Origin of the sequence: Pontibacter sp. BAB1700 (assembly GCF_000277005.1) — a bacterium.
GTDB lineage: Bacteria > Bacteroidota > Bacteroidia > Cytophagales > Hymenobacteraceae > Pontibacter > Pontibacter lucknowensis.
Window position 1 is genome coordinate 1 of record NZ_AKIS01000119.1, and the last position, 16,666, is coordinate 16,666.

The following is a 16,666-nucleotide window of genomic DNA, read 5'->3' on the forward strand; positions in this document are numbered from 1 at the left end:
TGCCGGCCAGGGTCTGCAGCTCGAGGGCAATATGCTGCACCACCTTGCTGAACGTAGTGCCTTCGCGCACGAGCCTGAAAAAACCACCGGGTGTACCCTTGGACGAGCGATGCTCATACATGCCCGGGAATAGCTTTTCCAGCCGCTCCGGAAACTGCGGGACCTCATTTGTAAGCACATCCTGGAGACCTTCCAGGTCAAGTTTCAGGACAATTATTTTGGGATGCTTGATAGACCAGTAGTTAGGTCCACGCATGATCCTCAGTTCAAGTATTTTCATTTGCTTTCACACATCAGGTTTGAGCCTGTGTCAACAGGTAGTGGGCCGCAAGGGCAATGCCTAAGATTAGTACGGATTAAGAGAACTTTGGGAGAACACCAGGGCTTCAAATGAAGGCTGATTTTTCTAAAAATGAGTAGTTAAAACAGCTGTAGCGTGGCAGGAGGTGTTTTGTACCAGCTCGTTTTCCGTATTTGTACGTCTTTTGGGTAAATGGCGGTTTTGAGTCCGTTAATATAAAACCCAGCCCCACCTAAAACGTTTAATAAGTGCGTGTTTTGTCTAAATTCATATTCAATAAGTTCTATAATTAAATTAAATATACAGTTATGGCAAGAGATTATCAGGATGACTATGGTAGGGGAAGCTATCGCTCTCATGACCGCGACCGCTCTCAACACGATGAAGGAGGCTTTTTCAACCGGATTGGAGAAAAGATCAGCCATGCCTGGGAGCGTATAGCAGGAGATGAGGACGATCGTGGAGAGAGACAGCAGCGAGGCAGTACGCATCATCCTTATTCAGGAGAATTTGACCGTGGCGGGTACCGCTCATCAGGGTATGGTTCGGGCGCTTCAGGAAGCCAGGACCAGCGCTACGGCCAGTCCCAGATGGGCAGGTATAGCCCACAGCGCTCACAAGGGGGCTCTTACCGCTCCGGGCAGAGCGAAAGCAGTAGTGGCTACAGTGGCCGTATGTCTGATTACGGGTCATCATCGCAGGGCAGCAGCTACGGCCGCACCGGCTCTCCATATGGAGCCGGCTCCAGCGGAGGGGAGTACGGCGCTTCAGAGCACACAGGTTATGGCAGCTCACAGCGTGACTACGGCAGCTCATCCGGTTACGGCGAATCTTCAGGAGGCTACGGGCGTAGCTCTATGGGCTTCCCGCGCGGCTCAGACTACGGCAGTGGCGGCTCCGGCTCTATGGGCGGCGGCTACTTTTGGCAGTGGGGCAGGGCCGTGGAGTGGTGGTCCGTACGGTGACACCGGCAATGCAGGCTACAGATCGCGCAGCGGATCGCAGCGCGACTCCGGCCAGGACTTCCAGGGCAGAAGCAGCTCAATGGGTAGCACAGGTGGATACGGCAGCTCAGAGGGCTACAGCCGTTCTGACTACGACTACTCCCGCCGCGAGCAGCGCCGTCGGGGCCAGTCTGACCAAAACTTCAGCAGTGATTGGGACAGATAACCAGGAAATGTTCAAAAGAAAAGGGACCGTACAAAGCGGTCCCTTTTTTATTTACTTGGCAATCATCTGTCGTGCTTCTTCCACAGTTTCGGCTGACTTGATCAGGCGGTCGAGCCCCAGAATCTCGAACACGTTGCGGATCTTAGGCTGCATGTTCACCATAACCAGGTCCATCTCCTTCAGGTTGCAGGCCTGAAAAGCAGCCAGCAAAACGCCCAGGCCGGCAGAAGAGATATAGGTCAGTTCGCTGCAATCGATCAGCACAAAACCTGACGAAGCAGCAATCGTCTCCTCCAGGGCATTGTCGGCGTAAACAGATGAACTGGCGTCAAGCTCTCCCTTAAACCGAAGCAATACTCCCTTACCAATCGCATCTGTCGTAACGCTAAAAGTTTTCATCTATCGTTGTTTTCCTTTGGTTGACCAATCTCCAAAATTTCGGGCGCATATCCTCCCGCAACAAGGTGATTGATTAGTGTTATTGGCTCTCATACGCAAAAACGTTTCCCGGGCTGTCCGACTGCAGTAGCCAACAGCTCATGAAACGCGAATCAAAATACTCCTGCTATGGCATGCGTGATGATCGGAGACATATCTACTCCTTCATTTCGGTTAGTTCCGTTGTAAATACGTATACTATCATGCTGGAAATACTGATTTTTTACTAATGCTTCAAATTTAAGTTAAATGTTCGAGAGGTACGATTGTACATTCAGTTATTTATTGTGAAAATTGTCTGCAGGCAGGTATGTCAGATTAAATCGCCTTGGGACCGGGTGCAATCCATTTTTCTTCTTTACATCACTCCTGACTTTTTGTGCTTCGATCCTGAGCCTGAATATGCCGGACCATGAGGTGGATGTTAGCCTCTCATTTAAAATTATAAAATGATAAACCTTATAATCACCGATGACCACAAAATAGTGCGTGACGGCCTGAAAGCATTGCTGCAGGACCACACAGCTGTACAAGTGGTAGGAGAAGCCGCCAGCGGCAGTGAGTTGATGGAGTTATTGCCTAAAGTTGACGCAGATATTGTCCTGATGGACATCAGTATGCCAGATATGGACGGTTTTGAAACGGCTGCTCATATTTTCAAAAACTATCCCGGGCTGAAGGTGGTGGTACTCTCCATGCTCAGTCACGAGAAATATGTGAGCCGTATGTTGGAGCTTGGTGCTTCAGGCTACATCCTTAAAAATGCAGGCAAAGATGAGCTTTATTGCGCCCTGCAGCTTGTCTCGCAAGGCTGTCGCTACATTAGCCCGGATGTGACGCTGGAGCTACTGCGCAAGGTAAAGCAGTTGCCAAATGAGCTACAGCATACAAACGGGAACGGAGAGTCGCATCGTGAACTGTCCAAACGGGAATTGGAGGTGCTGGCATTGATTGGAGAGGGCTATACCAATGCCGAGATATCAGAAAAGCTTTTTACGAGTAAGCGCACCGTCGAAACCCATCGCCAAAACCTGCTTGAGAAGACCAAGGCCCGAAACACGGCTGCACTTATTAAATATGCCCTGCAGCGCGGCCTGATCTCCTGACGAGATCCAAAGCAGTGCCTCTGCAAACAGGTAAGACAGCCGCAACGGAACGTAATGATTACGGCAGGGCTCCCTGGCACAGGTATTTTCGTATCTTGATATGAAACCATAGCCCGACAGCGCCAATGTATCAGAACCGAAGCGTCGCACGACTTCTTTATGCAGAGGAAACTGACATGAGTGGGCTGCCACTCCGGCAGCCACTGCCCACTAGTCAGGTAGAGCAGCACGACCCCTTTCTGCTACTGCATCATCATACCACCATTATTCCGCAGTCAGATTATCCCTATAAGCTAGGGGTGGACCCGCACCCGCACCGCGGTTTTTCGCCGGTCACCTTTGTGTACCAGGGGGGCGTGCATCACCGCGACTCCCGTGGCAACGACAGCGTCGTGTATGCCGGCGGCACCCAGTGGATGAATGCCGGCCGGGGCATTGTGCACAGTGAGCGCCCTCCCCGTGAAATGCAGGAGCAGGGTGGCGTGCAGGAGATCGTGCAGCTATGGGTGAACACTCCTGCAGCCCTCAAAATGGAACAGCCCGCCTACTATGCCTTGCAAGCTGAAGACACGCCGATGATCAGTGAAGAGCGTGTGCAGATAGCCGTGGTGGCAGGAGATTACAAAGGCACAAGAGGTCCTGTAAAGACTCCCAGCCCCGTGATGGCACTCCGCCTCACCCTGCAGGCCGGTGGGCAATGCGCTATACCTATACCCGCTGATTTCAATGCCATGCTATACCTGCTAGACGGACAGGTGATGCTCGAAGGCTACGGCCTGGTGGATGGGCTGCACCTGGCGCTCCTGAACAGGGATGGCGAGGTCTGCACCATCACTGCCCGCCAGGACACCCGCCTGCTGCTGCTGGCAGGAATGCCACTGCAAGAACCCCTGGCCATGCACGGCCCTTTTGTGATGAACAACCAGACCGAGGTGATGCAGGCCATGCGTGATTACCAGATGGGCAAAATGGGTATGTTGTTCGAGTAAAAGACCGCCTTGTACGCTTACCAGGGCAGGCCCTGCAGGTCAATGTGCGCAGGAGCCTGTCGGTTGGTGTGCGCTGGGCTGAGCAGCATTACATTCGAGTCATACTCCTCCCGGCCGGCCGGCTGATCATATACTAGTTGGCAATCCACAGTGTACCATCCTAATCGCTCGTAAAAAGGCACCAGGCATCAGCGCAGAGCAGGAGACCCATATTGGCCTGTAGTTTCCGGAACAGAAAGGCGTTTGCTTCGCGCAGTACCTGGCTGGCGTAGCCTTTGCCCCGGTGCGCCGCAGGGGTGATCACATTATTGATTCCTGCTGCCTTCCGGCGCTGACCATCTACCAGAATTTCCCGCTCCACAATGTTACAGAAAGTGGCAACCTCGCCATCTGTTTCCCATAGCACCACCCAATCCGGTGTGGCCCAACTGCGCTGCTGCACAAAGGGTGCATGGCCGAACTCCATAGCTATGCATTCATTTAATGTCCGCAGCAAGTCCGGGGTAAGTGCAGGGTAGGGTATAAACTGTATCATGAAATGTATAAGGTGTGAGCTGCTGTTTGCAGCGACTGCAAATTAGCAAATTTGACAAATCAGGTCACAAAAGCCCTTACCCTTACAACTGATTTTTTAGACAGGCTACTACAGTCCTGGACATTAAATGCTCCATTTAGGAGCAGGACCGTTTCATTCTGAGAAAACATACTCAAAACTTACTGTCATACTGTAAAGAAACTTGGTTGGAAAAGAGGGCCCCTACCCCGCGAGGTCAAGCCAATGCTACTTGCGGTGTAGGAGCCCTCTTTTTCAAGATCCTTACAGGATGACAAAAAAAGCATAAAACAACCCTGATTTTAGGAGGGGTCTGATGAGTTTACAGACTAGTGTTATAACACGATTTGTAATATGATAATTTGAAGATATAACACAGGATTAAAAAAGCTTATTATTCTGATATTATCTGTTTTAGATGCTATACCTTATTTTTAAAATATTATTTTTCTGTGACAACGTTCCGTATTACACTTCTTATAATGACGCCTTAATTAACCTGAATTCTTTCTTCACCCTACTGCCATCCCTGGAGGGTATGGCAGTCTATTTACCTTAATACACCTTATGTAACACGTTTAACTAATCCTTAATTTATGAGAAAACTCTTAGCAGTTGTTGCGCTCAGCCTGTTGGCAGTAAGCAACGTTTTTGCACAGGCTTACATGGACAGTAAGCTCCGTGCTGCCATCACCGATAAGACCAGGTTGGTGCAGGTGGTTGTAACCTTCAAAGGTGAAAGCGCACCTACTTTGCTTGACCTGTCCGTGCTAACCCAGGCGGGTATTACAAAGGGCCTCACACTCAAGTCACTGCCCATTGCCGGCGTGCTGGCTACTGGTCTGCAAGTAGAACTCCTCGCCAAAAGTCCCCGCGTGCTCTCGCTCTACCTGAACGAATCGCTGCAATATGAAAACAACTCCGGCACCGCCCTGACCGGGGTAGACAAGCTGCGCACCGAACCGGTTTTTATGAGCCGAAACGGCGGACTCCCGCTTACCGGCAAGGGTGTTGGGATTGTGGTGAACGACAGTGGTGTGGATGGCACGCACCCTGACCTGCAGTTCGGCCGCAACCTGAAGCAAAACGTTACAGCTGCCACGAACCTAAACGCAGTTTCGTCGCTACTGCCCTACCTAATCCTGGAGAATGTACCGAACACCGATGCCACAGGTGGCCATGGAACGCACGTGGCAGGTATAGTGGGTGGAACCGGACAGGCTTCGCAGGGTTTGTACGAAGGCGTGGCGCCGGGTGCGGACCTGATCGGCTACGGCTCCGGCGCGGCACTCCTGCTGCTCGACGTGCTCTCCGGCTTTGACTATGCCATCACCAACCAGGCCCGCTACAACATCCGCGTGATAACCAACTCATTTGGGACCACCAGCGACACCGGCACGGAGGTGAACCCGGCCGACCCGATCACATTGGCTACGAAGCGCTGCGTGGACCGCAACATCGTGGTGGTATTCTCGGCTGGTAACTCCGGTCCGGGGTCCGGCACCATCACAGGTCAGTACAAGAAAGCCCCATGGGTGATCGCAGTGGCGGCCGGCGACAAGTCTGGCCGACTGGCGGACTTCTCATCCCGCGGTATCAAGAACAAAGGAGGCACTTTCAACCTCGATGGCAAGACCTATACCTGGGAGGACCGTCCGACTGTGACTTCGCCGGGAGTTGACATCATTGCGGCCCGTGTGATAGCGCCTGTTTCGTCGCTTTCCATTGACAAAGATGTGCAGGAGCTGGATCCGGCGCACGTACCTTATTACACCCACATGAGCGGTACTTCTATGGCTGCCCCGCATGTGGCAGGTATAGTGGCCCTGTTGCTGGAAGCCAACCCGACATTGACTCCTTATCAGGTAAAAGAGATCCTGCAGCAAACAGCTACCAACATACCGAACAAAGAGAAATGGGAAGTAGGAGCCGGCTATGTAAATGCCTACGCCGCAGTAGACAGAGTGTACCGTGCTTCGGCACCTTACGGCTCCTCACTGAACATGACACGCACGTTCCGTAGCAATGTGAACGCCAACAACGTGAGCGAGAACTTCACCATAGATTATAACCCTGCGACCACCGCCACAAACGAATATACCTTTAACGTAGCGGAAGGAACTACTGCCATCGAAGCGAAGATCAGGACAACTGGTGTACTCGGTGACACAGGCAATCCGGTGAACCTCTCCCTTATTTCTCCATCCGGTGCCGAGACGCGCTCCGGTATACCGGTGCTGTTTGCGCTGAGCTATGACCGGGGTGTGGCCGTGGCCTCCCCTGAGGCAGGTACCTGGACGGTACGTATCTCCGGTCTGAACGGGGCCGCCTTCCCGGAGCAGATCAGTGGTGCCGTGAACATGATGACGGCCGCTGGTACCTCCGGGCTGAATGACATTGCAGGCCACCCGGCCGAAGCGTCGATCATGATGGCAGTAAGCGCTCGTCTGGCTGACGGCCTGAGCGGCGGCGGCTTTAAGCCCGACGAGTTGCTCAAGCGCATCGACATGGCCGATTACCTGATGATGGGCGAAGGCATACGCCAGTTCCTGCCTGTGAATGGCGCCTATACCCTTACTGATGTGAAAGAGCGCAACCTGATCGCTGAATCGGTAACGGCTCATGGCGCTGCCCTGCGTGATCAGAAACATGTGCAGAACGGCATTATGCTGGCAGCTGCTCCGGGTAAGTTCAACCCGAACGGCAAAGTAAACCGTGCGGAAGTGGCTTATTCGCTGGTGCAGGCGCTTGGTTTACAGGAGTATGCTCTGCAGCGCAATGGCAAAACACCAACCGTGACTTATAATGGCAATACCTATCCGATAGAAGATGCTGCTGCCATACCTGCCGGACTGGAAGGATATGTCAGCATAGCACTGGAACTGAATATGATCAATGCCTACTTTACCGCTACGCAGGGCCCGTATGATCTGGAGCCGGTACTGCATGCGAGCTTCAAGCCTTTGCAGGACGTGACCCGCGCTGATTTTGCTGTGATAATTACCCGCACACACGGGCTTTGGAACAGTGGCGAGCAGCCATTGGCAGCGGAAAGCACCTCCAATTTGGCTGTTTCGGAAGCAGGCAAACTTGTCAGCTATCCGAATCCGTTCTCTGAGGTGACCACCATTCGCTACGCCGTAGAGCAGGAGGGACCTGTAACGGTTGCAGTGTATGATATACTGGGCAAGAAAGTGCGCACGCTGGTATCGGAAAGAAAGTCAGCCGGTGAGCACCGTATTGACTTCAGAGCCGGTAACCTGCCAGCCGGTACCTACATCTATAAAGTAGAGGCTGGTAGCAAGGTATACTCCAATAAGTTGCTGTTGGCAAAATAAAGACTCAATGAATAAGTGTTAAAAAAGGCTCTCCTATTTGGGAGGGCCTTTTTTGTTGGGAGCGGAAATGCTCCCCTGAAATAAACTGAATCACTTTGGTAAGGTTATAAGTATATTGTACTTAAGCTTTTTCGAGCGTGAGACCAGGTGTTGTCCATTTTGGCGGTATACTACCACAGTGGCTTACCCTCAGAAGGGCATAAAAGCAGTTGAACAGGTGATGCCTTCAGCGTTTGTTGCATTTCACCTTTCGCTGCTTTCATTTTAATTTTCAGCCGGGTCTCAGGACACCTTAAAAACATGAACATTTAATTTATGAAAGCATACAGCAAGTGGTATCATCCGTACGAAATCAATGAGAAGTATCAGAAACGTGTGGCGTATTTCAGCATGGAATTCGGTATACACCAGGCGCTCAAAACTTACTCTGGTGGTCTGGGTTTTCTGGCGGGTTCGCACATGCGCAGCGCCCACGATCTGCGGCAGAACATGATCGGGATCGGCATACTCTGGAAGTATGGGTATTATGACCAGGTGCGCAACGATGACCAGACCATGCGGGTACAGTTTCAGAAAAAGTACTATACCTACCTGGAGGATACCGGCATCGTGGTGACGGTGATGGTGAACGGCCATCCCGTAAAAGTGAAAGCCCTGGTACTGCGTCCTGAAGTGTTTGGTACGGTGCCCATGTACTTCCTGACCACCAACATTCCCGAAAATGACCACCTGGCCCGCACGATCACGTATCACCTGTACGATAAAGAGCCGTCCACCCGCATCGCACAGAGCATTGTGCTGGGTATAGCGGGTGCCAAGGTGGTGGAAGAACTGGGTGGTGCGGACATTTACCACATGAACGAAGGGCATGCCCTGCCGCTGGCGTTTTACCTGCATGAAAAATTCGGGAATACCGAAGACATGCGGAAGCGCATCGCCTTCACAACCCACACACCCGAAAAAGCCGGCAACGAGGTGCACGACATTCACCTGCTCAACAACATGTCTTTCTTCAACAAGACCTCACTGGAAGAGGCTCGCCGCATGACGGGCATGCACGGCAATTTCTTTGACTATACCTGGCTGCCTGCGCATTGCCAAAGTCGCCAATGGAGTGTCGCAGCTGCATGGGCAGGTGGCCCGCGACATGTGGTACGAGAATGACAACGTGTGCGAGATCAAGGCCATTACCAATGCCCAGAACGCCCGCTTCTGGATGGACAACACCATGCGCCAGGCTCTGGAGCGGGATGATAACCAGTCCCTGATACAACGCAAGGCAGAGATGAAGCAGGAGCTGTTTGAGATCGTGGCCGATCAGACAGGCAAGCTCTTCCGGAAGGATGTACTCACGGTGGTATGGGCCCGCCGCTTTGCTGCCTATAAGCGTGCTGATTTGCTGGTGCATGACATCGAGCGGTTTTTTGACATGCTCACGCAGAAAGACCAGCCCGTGCAGGTGATCTGGGCCGGTAAGCCTTACCCTTTTGATGAGGGAGCCGTGAGTGTGTTCAACAGCCTGGTAAATCTGTCGTACCAGCGCAAGAACTTTGCGGTGCTGACAGGCTACGAAATTGGCTTGTCGCGCAAACTAAAGCAGGGAGCTGATGTATGGCTGAACACGCCGCGCAGACCCCGCGAAGCGTCGGGCACCAGCGGTATGACCGCCGCCATGAACGGAGCCGTGAACCTTTCGGTGCTGGATGGCTGGCTGCCGGAGTTTGCCCGCCACGGCGAGAACAGCTTTGTACTACCGGTAGTAGACAGCAACCTGCCCGATTCCATGCAGGATGAGATCGACCATAAGAACCTGATGAGTATCCTGGAAAATGAAGTGATCCCGACTTATTACAAGGATCGCGGAAAATGGATGGGCATCGTCAAGCAAAGCATGCGCGATGTGATTCCTTTCTTCGACTCAGACCGTATGGCGCGACAGTACTACGAGCTGATGTATTAGGTATAAGCAGGGGCATATGTGACATAAGAATTAAAACAAAAAGGCCAGTCCCGAAATCGGAACTGGCCTTTTTATATGATGGTCGCTTACAATTGTCGTCCGAAGCGGCTTCCGAAGAAATCGCCTGCTTTCCAGCTTGGTCGCTGCGGGTTATTGGCCACCTGGTAGCTGATCAGGAAGTTCAGCTGCACGTACTTTTTCCCGGCCTTGTAGTCGAAGGTATCGTTGAAGTTATCCTGTGGCTTGTGGTAGTGCACGGCACGCCATTGCTCCACCTGCTTGTTCAGGTTATTGAGACCGTCTTTGGTCTTGTTGCCATACTTGATGTGCAGGGCAGGTATACCTTGCATCACAAAGCTGTACTGGTCGCTGCGGATGAAGCGCATCTGCTCCGGCTCCGGGTCTTCCTCTACTGCCAGGCCAAGGTGGTTCGCTGCGGCGGCTACTTCGTTTTCGAGCGAGGAGTGGTTCGCTCCCAGGCCTACAACTGACAATAGCGGTGCAATGATGGTTGGCATGTCCGTGTTGATGTTGGCCACGATCTGCTCCACCGGCACAGTCGGGAAGCGGGCGAAATAAGCGGAGCCCAGCAGGCCCATCTCCTCAGCAGTTACCATTACAAACAGGACAGAACGCTTTGGTTTTTCAGACAGGCGGGAGTAGATTTTCGCGATCTCGAGCACGCTGGCTACACCGGAGGCATTGTCGTGTGCGCCGTTGTAGATGGAGTCACCATTCACGGCACGGCCCACGCCTACGTGGTCGAGGTGGGCGCTGTGCACTACGTATTCGTTCTGCAGCTGCGGATCAGCACCGGTGATCTTTCCGATCACGTTGTGGCTTTCAAAATCCTTGTAGGTAGAGGTATAGTTGGTGCGCAAGGTATGGGCGAGTGGGGTAGAGGCTGGCTTGCCTTGCTGCAGTTGCTCGCCCACTTTGGCCATCTCTATACCTGTGCCTTTAAGCAGCTGCTCGAAAGTGCTACTGTTAATGCTGGCCAGCACCCGGATTTTATCCGATACATAGTTGCGGGAAACGGCCACTTTGCCATTCGGGTCCATCACGCTGTACGTACCGCCCTGCAGATTAGGCACACCGGCTTTCGGGTTCGTATTGGCCACGATCACACCCACGGCGCCTTTCTCAGCAGCGATCTTCAGCACCGTCATCATGTCGCGACTGTAGGCCGACACGGTGGAAGGGAAGCTGGCAGGGGCGCCGCGCAGCACGACTACAATTTTGCCGGTCACGTCTATGCCTGCGTAATCATCATAGCCCAGGTCAGGAGCGCTGATGCCGTAACCAGCGAACACCAGCGGAGCTTCTATACTGACTTCAGGCTCTTCGGCATGCGGGTATACTGAGAAGTCCTTGTTGTAGGTCAGCTGCATTGCGGTGCCCATTGAATCGGCAATCACCATGCTGGCTTCTTTGCCGGGGAATGACTGGCGCAAACGTACCAGTTGCAGGTAGGTGCCGTTCTCACCACCGGGTTCTATACCTGCCTTCTGGTAATGCTCCACTACATAGTCCACGGCCATCTGGTAGCCTTCGGTGCCGGGCTTGCGACCCAGCAGGCGGTCATCGGCCAAATACTTGATATGGGCCTTTATATCATTCGGCTTTACTTTTTTGAGCGATTTCTCAACAGGTTTTTCAAGTGCCAGCGACTGGGCGGAGGCACTTCCTTGTAGCAGAAGGCCACAGGAAAGGGCCAGGAACAGAAAGCGTTTCATTCAGATCAGATTGGTTGTTTCACCAAATATAAGGGAAATGCAGCATAGCGCCTATGCTACACCTGCCCGAAAGGTATAGGAGGAGAAGTATAGAGTTAATCTCTACGGTTTTTGCGATGCTCGATCTTTCTCAAAATGAAGGTCAGCGCAGTCAGGAACATCAGAAACAGAATCAGGCTCAGGATTTTCATACCTTATGCAACTGTTGGTAGAGTTACACACAGCTGACTACTCGTCTTTTCTCTCCTCCTGGTGCACGAGGTAGCTGGTAAGCTTGTCCCATTGCAGCCCCTGAAAACCGGCCCAGCCGCCTTCTGCTATCAGGGTGTTCAGCACCGAGCGGTCACCGGATTCTTCGCCCTGGTTGTTGATGTACTCATTCTTACCGATCTCGGAGGCGATGAGTCTGGTGCCCTGCAATTCTACCCGAAACGTACTGCTGGCCTCTTTGGTGAAAAAGTGCTCGGTTACTTCCTCCTCATCCACAGGCGGATTGGGTTTCTCGCTGGGATGTACCGTAAACTCGGCCAGGTTGTCCTCGATGCGTATGCTGGATATGTTCACCCAGTTTTCTACATTGGAGGCAGGCAGCGTAATCTTCACAAAATAGCCAATCTCCGGAATTTCTGCCGTCGTTTTCCGCCCCCGGTCATCATGCAGTTCGAAAGTGGAATTGATGCCCTCCAGGTTTGACCAGAGGTTTACGTTGAAAAGCTTCTTCTTTGATTCCTCAAAAGCCGTTCGCGCAGTGGTCATATCCGGGTAGTTCTGTTCGTTCTGGTAGACTTTGTCCTTGGACTCTTCGCCCTTCAGCACTTTTACTTCTTCTTTTACCTTATCAACTACTTTCTTGATGCCCATGTTGTCTTGTTTTAGTTTGTTAACTGAACTAGGTGTATACGTTAGATATGTCGATCTGAAGGATATAGGAGGACTAAAACGATCCGAATTGTTTTACATAAACTAATATCAGACCAGCACTGTCATGCGATAAGCAGCGCTGGTCTGATATTATGATTCTGAATGTCCTTACCGTTTGGAGAGTTTGACCTTATAAGATTCTCCTTGCCGATCTACACAATACAGCATGTAGATGCCTGAGTTCAGTTTTAGCGCTCCTAAGTTGATTTCCAGCTTGTTATCCGGGGTTTTTATTTCTGAAGCTGACCGGTATACCTGTCTTCCTGCCATGTCATAGATGGTCAGCTGCCGGACCTCTGCCATGCCCTCTGGAAGCTGTAGCGTAAGCTCATCCCGGAACGGGTTAGGGTATGCGGTGATCTCCTGGCTGAGCAGCGGGTCCGTTGAGCCGGTAACAGCTTGCGTTGCAGTAGCGGCTATACCTGAAACGACGTATGGTGACAACCTGCTGCCAGGTATAGGGCGCTCGAGCGTGCCATTCGGCAACTGCCAACCTACGGCCAGGTGATCTGAGCCGCCGCCCTCCAGGTGCACAGCCTCAATGTAGTAGCGTTTACCGGCTTCCAACGTGATCCTGGCTGACTGCTGACTTGGCGACTTCAGCCATTCCCGTTCATAGGTCCACCCCGGAACAGAGGCAATGCGCACTTTTTGTGCCGGATTCTCTGAGGTGCTCAGGTATAGCTCGGCCACATCGTCGCCGGCAATCCAGAAAGTATACTGGCCAGAGGCAGGGGCGGTCACGTAGCCTCTGATACGCTGCCCGTAATTGGTGCCCACATTGACCGGCGCTTCGAAACTAGTGAGCTCAGAGGTGCTGGTCGGCGTAGAGTTAACGGGTACGGCACTTACACTCGAACCGTGCACATTGGTCCAGAAGTCGCGGGTGATTTTGCCGGCGGTAGTGGGAGGTGTGCTGCCAAAAGGCGAGAGCCTGCTGCCGGGTATGGGCCGCTCGAGGGTGCCGTTTGGCAGCTGCCAGCCGACAGCCAAATGGTCACCACCGCCGCCCTCCAGGTGCAGGGCTTCTATATAATAGCGCTTGCCTGCCTCCAGCGTGATCTTTGCTGACTGCTGGCTTGGGGCCTTGGTCCACTCCCGCTCGTAGGTCCAGCCTGGAACTGTGGCGATGCGCACCTTCTGCGCCGGATTGTCGGTTGTACTCAGCCACAACTCCGCAAAGTCGTCGGCGGCGATCCAGAAAGTATACTGTCCTGACACCGGCGCGGTGACGTAACCCCGCACCCGCTGGCCATAGTTGGTGCCTGCGTTCACGGGCGCCTCAAAGCTTGTCAGTTCGCTCACGCTGGTAGGCGTGCTGCCAACAGGTATAGCCGTTACGCCGGAGCCATGTACGTTGGCCCAGAACTCCCTGGTGATCTTACCTGAGCCGGACGTTGTTCCTCCGGTGATGTTGACGGTGATCGGATTGGAAGTAGACGTGTGCCCCTGGCTGTCGGTGGCTCTTGCCGTGATGCTGTAGCTGCCTGCCGTGGTGGGTTGCCAGGTATAGCTGAAGGGCTGTGTGCTTGAACTGCCGATGACGGTGGTGCCGGCCAGGTATTCGACTTTCGTCCAGGTGCGGGCCAGGTCCGTGAAACTGACTTTTAGCTCCACATTGCTGCCCACTGCAAACGAGGAATTGTTGGCAGGCGAGGAAATGGTAACCGGCTTGGTGGTGGTGGTGCCGCAGTCAGGGTATAAGTCCACGAAGGACGAAGCCGACAAGCCCGCAGGGTCTGTCACTTTCAGGTTGATGCGGTAGAAATAGGTTTCGCCGTCGCAGCCAACCGGAGTGATGGTGGCAGAGGTGGACGGGTTGGTGTCGATGGCCTCGGGGTGAGTGTGGGTGTTGTGGTGCAGCACTGCCTGCCATTCGTATTTTAGCTGCGCTGCCGTATGCTCCCGGTCCGTTACATTGGCCGTCAGTTTGTACACGGTGCTCTGCGTCATGGGGTATTTTGTGCCGGCTGCCGGGCTGGTGATCTGCACCGTTGGCGGGGTGTTGTTCACCGAAATGGTCAGGTTGGTAGTATTGCTCAGTCCACCAGCGTCTGTCACCTTCAGCACCACCTGGTAAGAGGCCAGTCCGGACGCGTTGAAGGTATGGCTCGGGTTGGCCTCTGTCGATACAGGGGTGCCGTCACCGAAATTCCATTCATAGCGGAGCGCCTGTCCTTCAGGGTCTGCAGAGCCAGTGCTGCTGAACCTGACGGTGAGCGGGCTCGGGCCGAAGAGTTTGTCGGCTGAGGCGGCTGCAGTAGGAGGCTGGTTGGTGCCGGCGCCATAGCTTATTTTGCGCAGCTGGGCGGCGTAGTTGATGTAGTAAAGCCCGCCTGTAACCGGGTTGGTAGCCATGGCTACCACTGCAGCTTTGTTATCTACAAAGTTGCTAATTGATTTGGGGTTATCAGACGCATCAAACGTAGAGGTTTTGATCCAGCCGCCTACATAGTCCCCAAAGAAATAGGTGTTTTTATACTGCGCCGGAAAGTCGTTTCCGGTGTACCAGACACCCCCTGTGACAGAGCCGCCTCCGAACTGCGGACCTGAGACAGGAGAACCGGCCGCTCCGATGTTTATTACGGTGGCGTCTTCGCCTGAGAAGGTACCAGTGCGGGAGCCGCCTCCTTTCTGCACGTGCAACCAGTCAAAGGCAGGACGGGCGTGCACAAACAATCTGAAGCTGGAAGCAGGTATAGCCACGCTCCAGTTGCAGGGGTTACCGAAATATGGTTGTGTGGTGGCTCTGGGCTGCATGATCAGATCACGGTACATAAAGTACTGCTGGGTACAGCCGCCCTGTCCGTAGAGCGGGTTCTGGGCGATTTGCGTGTTGTATACCTGCCGGTGATAGTGCCACTCCTGTTGCTCCAGCCCTTCGTAGATGGGCCAGCCGAAGTTCATGCCCGGTCTGGGAGCAACGTTTATTTCTTCGTAGTTATACCAGCCCACGTCGCCAATGTACAACGTACCGGGATTGCCGGAGCCCCCTGAGCCCGGTTTGATGGTGAAGCGAAACGGGTTCCGGAAGCCCAGCGCCCATACCCTGGAGGCAGGAGCCCGCGGATCAGCAGAATTATAGAAGGGGTTGGATGGCAGTCCATTTCCAGTCGCTGGGTCTATGCGCAGAATTTTACCGTTTAGCGAATTGACCTGCTGCGCCCTGTAAGCGCCAATGTTGTCGCGCTCTGTGATGATGCCGTCCCGCAGCGCCTGCGGGATGTAAGTATCGTTGGGGTTGGCGGGGTCATAGCCGGTATCCACGTAGCCAGCAGAGGCCGCATCGCCAGTCGAAACCAACAGGGAGCCATCCTCCCCGAAAATGAGCGAACCCACGCCATGACCCATATAAAGGATCGGTATACCTCTGGAGATGGATTCCCCGATCAGAATCTTACGGGTGCTTAGGTCGGTGGTTTTGCGGTTGTCGGAAGAGCGGGCCGTATAGCGGGTCAGGCGACCGATGGTGGCATTGTTGTACTCATTGGCTGAGGCGCTATAGCTGCCGGAGCCATGGTAGAGCAGGTGGTGCCTGTCGACTACATACAGCAGGTAGAAATAGCCGTTGGAATCGAAGTTCGGGTCCAGCGCAAAACCCAGTAAACCGTGATCTACCCAGTTGCCGACCTCTTCGCTGATGTCGATCAGTGGCGTAGGAAGTTTCTGTCCGTTCTCCACAATCCATACCTTCCCACCTTTTTCCCAGACATAGATCCGGTTACCGTCTTTTGAGAAAGTGAGGCCTACGGCAGCATCCCAGGTACCGCCGATCTGTACATTGGTAAAACCGGAGGGCTGCGCCTGCAGTGAAGTAGAAGCTAAAACCAAAAACAGGAGGTATAGGCAGCAAGTATAGAAGTTAACATTCCGAGCAATAGGGGAAATACCAGCGATGCGCAGGCGCAAACGGGCACAGCCCCGGCAGAGGCCGCCAAGCGTGTAATCCTGAAGCATAAGAATAAGAATTAAGGTGAGAAAAAAGTTGAAAGAGCAGGAGCAAGTAAACTACCAGCCGCAGGCCGATAAATATTTGCTAAAAATACTACCTGACCGAGATGTCAGGAGAAAGGGTAAGCACATTTAGGACATTAAAACTGCTGATAGCATCCGCCAGCCAATATCGTGTTATATCTGAATATTTATTTAAATAG

The 16,666-nt window shown here is 53.2% G+C and carries 13 protein-coding genes and 1 pseudogene; 7 read left to right on the plus strand and 7 right to left on the minus strand.

The annotated features are described in order from the left end of the window. Positions 1-280, minus strand: a pseudogene (locus tag O71_RS14440) (cyanophycin synthetase); the annotation flags it as partial. 329 nt (positions 281-609) lie between these two features. Between O71_RS14440 and O71_RS14445 the strand changes: the two are divergent. Together O71_RS14445 and O71_RS23960 are read left to right on the plus strand one after the other, a co-directional pair. Beyond that, the gene (locus tag O71_RS14445; RefSeq protein WP_007658049.1) at positions 610-1,266 is read left to right on the plus strand and encodes a hypothetical protein; all 657 of its coding nucleotides are present in this window, start codon (positions 610-612) and stop codon (positions 1,264-1,266) included. Then, a complete protein-coding gene (locus tag O71_RS23960) occupies positions 1,190-1,471 on the plus strand; it encodes a hypothetical protein (RefSeq protein WP_155800924.1) in 282 nt (93 codons plus the stop codon). Before O71_RS14445 ends, O71_RS23960 begins: the two co-directional genes overlap by 77 nt. A 51-nt stretch (positions 1,472-1,522) precedes the next feature. On the opposite strand, the gene O71_RS14450 is transcribed toward O71_RS23960, so the two are convergent. Further along, positions 1,523-1,870: an STAS domain-containing protein gene (locus tag O71_RS14450; protein WP_007658051.1), complete on the minus strand. Its 348-nt coding sequence runs from the start codon at positions 1,868-1,870 to the stop codon at positions 1,523-1,525. 488 nt (positions 1,871-2,358) lie between these two features. Here O71_RS14450 and O71_RS14455 point away from each other — a divergent pair, with 488 nt between their 5' ends. Together O71_RS14455 and O71_RS14460 are read left to right on the plus strand one after the other, a co-directional pair. Continuing rightward, entirely contained in the window at positions 2,359-3,015 is a 657-nt protein-coding gene (locus tag O71_RS14455) for a response regulator transcription factor (RefSeq protein ID WP_007658053.1), read from the plus strand. 125 nt (positions 3,016-3,140) lie between these two features. Next, positions 3,141-4,004: a pirin family protein gene (locus O71_RS14460; RefSeq protein ID WP_007658055.1), complete on the plus strand. Its 864-nt coding sequence runs from the start codon at positions 3,141-3,143 to the stop codon at positions 4,002-4,004. A gap of 17 nt (positions 4,005-4,021) precedes the next feature. Here the strand turns inward: O71_RS14460 and O71_RS26560 are convergent, their stop codons facing one another. After that, a complete protein-coding gene (locus O71_RS26560) occupies positions 4,022-4,153 on the minus strand; it encodes a hypothetical protein (protein WP_255345393.1) in 132 nt (43 codons plus the stop codon). A gap of 11 nt (positions 4,154-4,164) precedes the next feature. Then, positions 4,165-4,539, minus strand: coding sequence for a GNAT family N-acetyltransferase (locus O71_RS14465; RefSeq protein WP_007658057.1), 375 nt, complete (start codon positions 4,537-4,539; stop codon positions 4,165-4,167). Positions 4,540-5,153: 614 nt separating this feature from the next. Here O71_RS14465 and O71_RS14470 point away from each other — a divergent pair. The 3 genes from O71_RS14470 to glgP all read left to right on the plus strand — a co-directional run bounded on the left by O71_RS14470 (position 5,154) and on the right by glgP (position 9,855). Beyond that, entirely contained in the window at positions 5,154-7,895 is a 2,742-nt protein-coding gene (locus O71_RS14470) for a S8/S53 family peptidase (RefSeq protein WP_007658060.1), read from the plus strand. 315 nt (positions 7,896-8,210) lie between these two features. Further along, the gene (locus O71_RS27360; protein WP_007658062.1) at positions 8,211-9,059 is read left to right on the plus strand and encodes a hypothetical protein; all 849 of its coding nucleotides are present in this window, start codon (positions 8,211-8,213) and stop codon (positions 9,057-9,059) included. Continuing rightward, positions 8,965-9,855: an alpha-glucan family phosphorylase gene (gene glgP / locus O71_RS27365; RefSeq protein WP_369750940.1), complete on the plus strand. Its 891-nt coding sequence runs from the start codon at positions 8,965-8,967 to the stop codon at positions 9,853-9,855. The genes O71_RS27360 and glgP overlap by 95 nt, the downstream gene beginning before the upstream one ends. A gap of 86 nt (positions 9,856-9,941) precedes the next feature. Here the strand turns inward: glgP and O71_RS14480 are convergent, their stop codons facing one another. From O71_RS14480 to O71_RS21880, 3 genes are all read right to left on the minus strand, one after another. Beyond that, entirely contained in the window at positions 9,942-11,591 is a 1,650-nt protein-coding gene (locus O71_RS14480; protein ID WP_007658064.1) for a M28 family metallopeptidase, read from the minus strand. Between the two features lie 228 nt (positions 11,592-11,819). Next, a complete protein-coding gene (locus O71_RS14485) occupies positions 11,820-12,452 on the minus strand; it encodes a hypothetical protein (RefSeq protein WP_007658065.1) in 633 nt (210 codons plus the stop codon). Positions 12,453-12,620: 168 nt separating this feature from the next. Continuing rightward, on the minus strand, positions 12,621-16,469 hold the full coding sequence (locus O71_RS21880) for a PQQ-dependent sugar dehydrogenase (RefSeq protein WP_007658066.1): 3,849 nt from the start codon (positions 16,467-16,469) through the stop codon (positions 12,621-12,623). Positions 16,470-16,666 lie beyond the last annotated feature (197 nt).

Coding starts and splice junctions, on each gene's coding strand:
- O71_RS14445 (WP_007658049.1), top strand. CDS start 610: ATGGCAAGAGATTATCAGGATGACTATGGTAGGGGAAGCTATCGCTCT.
- O71_RS14450 (WP_007658051.1), bottom strand. CDS start 1,870: ATGAAAACTTTTAGCGTTACGACAGATGCGATTGGTAAGGGAGTATTG.
- O71_RS14455 (WP_007658053.1), top strand. CDS start 2,359: ATGATAAACCTTATAATCACCGATGACCACAAAATAGTGCGTGACGGC.
- O71_RS14460 (WP_007658055.1), top strand. CDS start 3,141: ATGTATCAGAACCGAAGCGTCGCACGACTTCTTTATGCAGAGGAAACT.
- O71_RS14465 (WP_007658057.1), bottom strand. CDS start 4,539: ATGATACAGTTTATACCCTACCCTGCACTTACCCCGGACTTGCTGCGG.
- O71_RS14470 (WP_007658060.1), top strand. CDS start 5,154: ATGAGAAAACTCTTAGCAGTTGTTGCGCTCAGCCTGTTGGCAGTAAGC.
- O71_RS27360 (WP_007658062.1), top strand. CDS start 8,211: ATGAAAGCATACAGCAAGTGGTATCATCCGTACGAAATCAATGAGAAG.
- O71_RS14480 (WP_007658064.1), bottom strand. CDS start 11,591: ATGAAACGCTTTCTGTTCCTGGCCCTTTCCTGTGGCCTTCTGCTACAA.
- O71_RS14485 (WP_007658065.1), bottom strand. CDS start 12,452: ATGGGCATCAAGAAAGTAGTTGATAAGGTAAAAGAAGAAGTAAAAGTG.
- O71_RS21880 (WP_007658066.1), bottom strand. CDS start 16,469: ATGCTTCAGGATTACACGCTTGGCGGCCTCTGCCGGGGCTGTGCCCGT.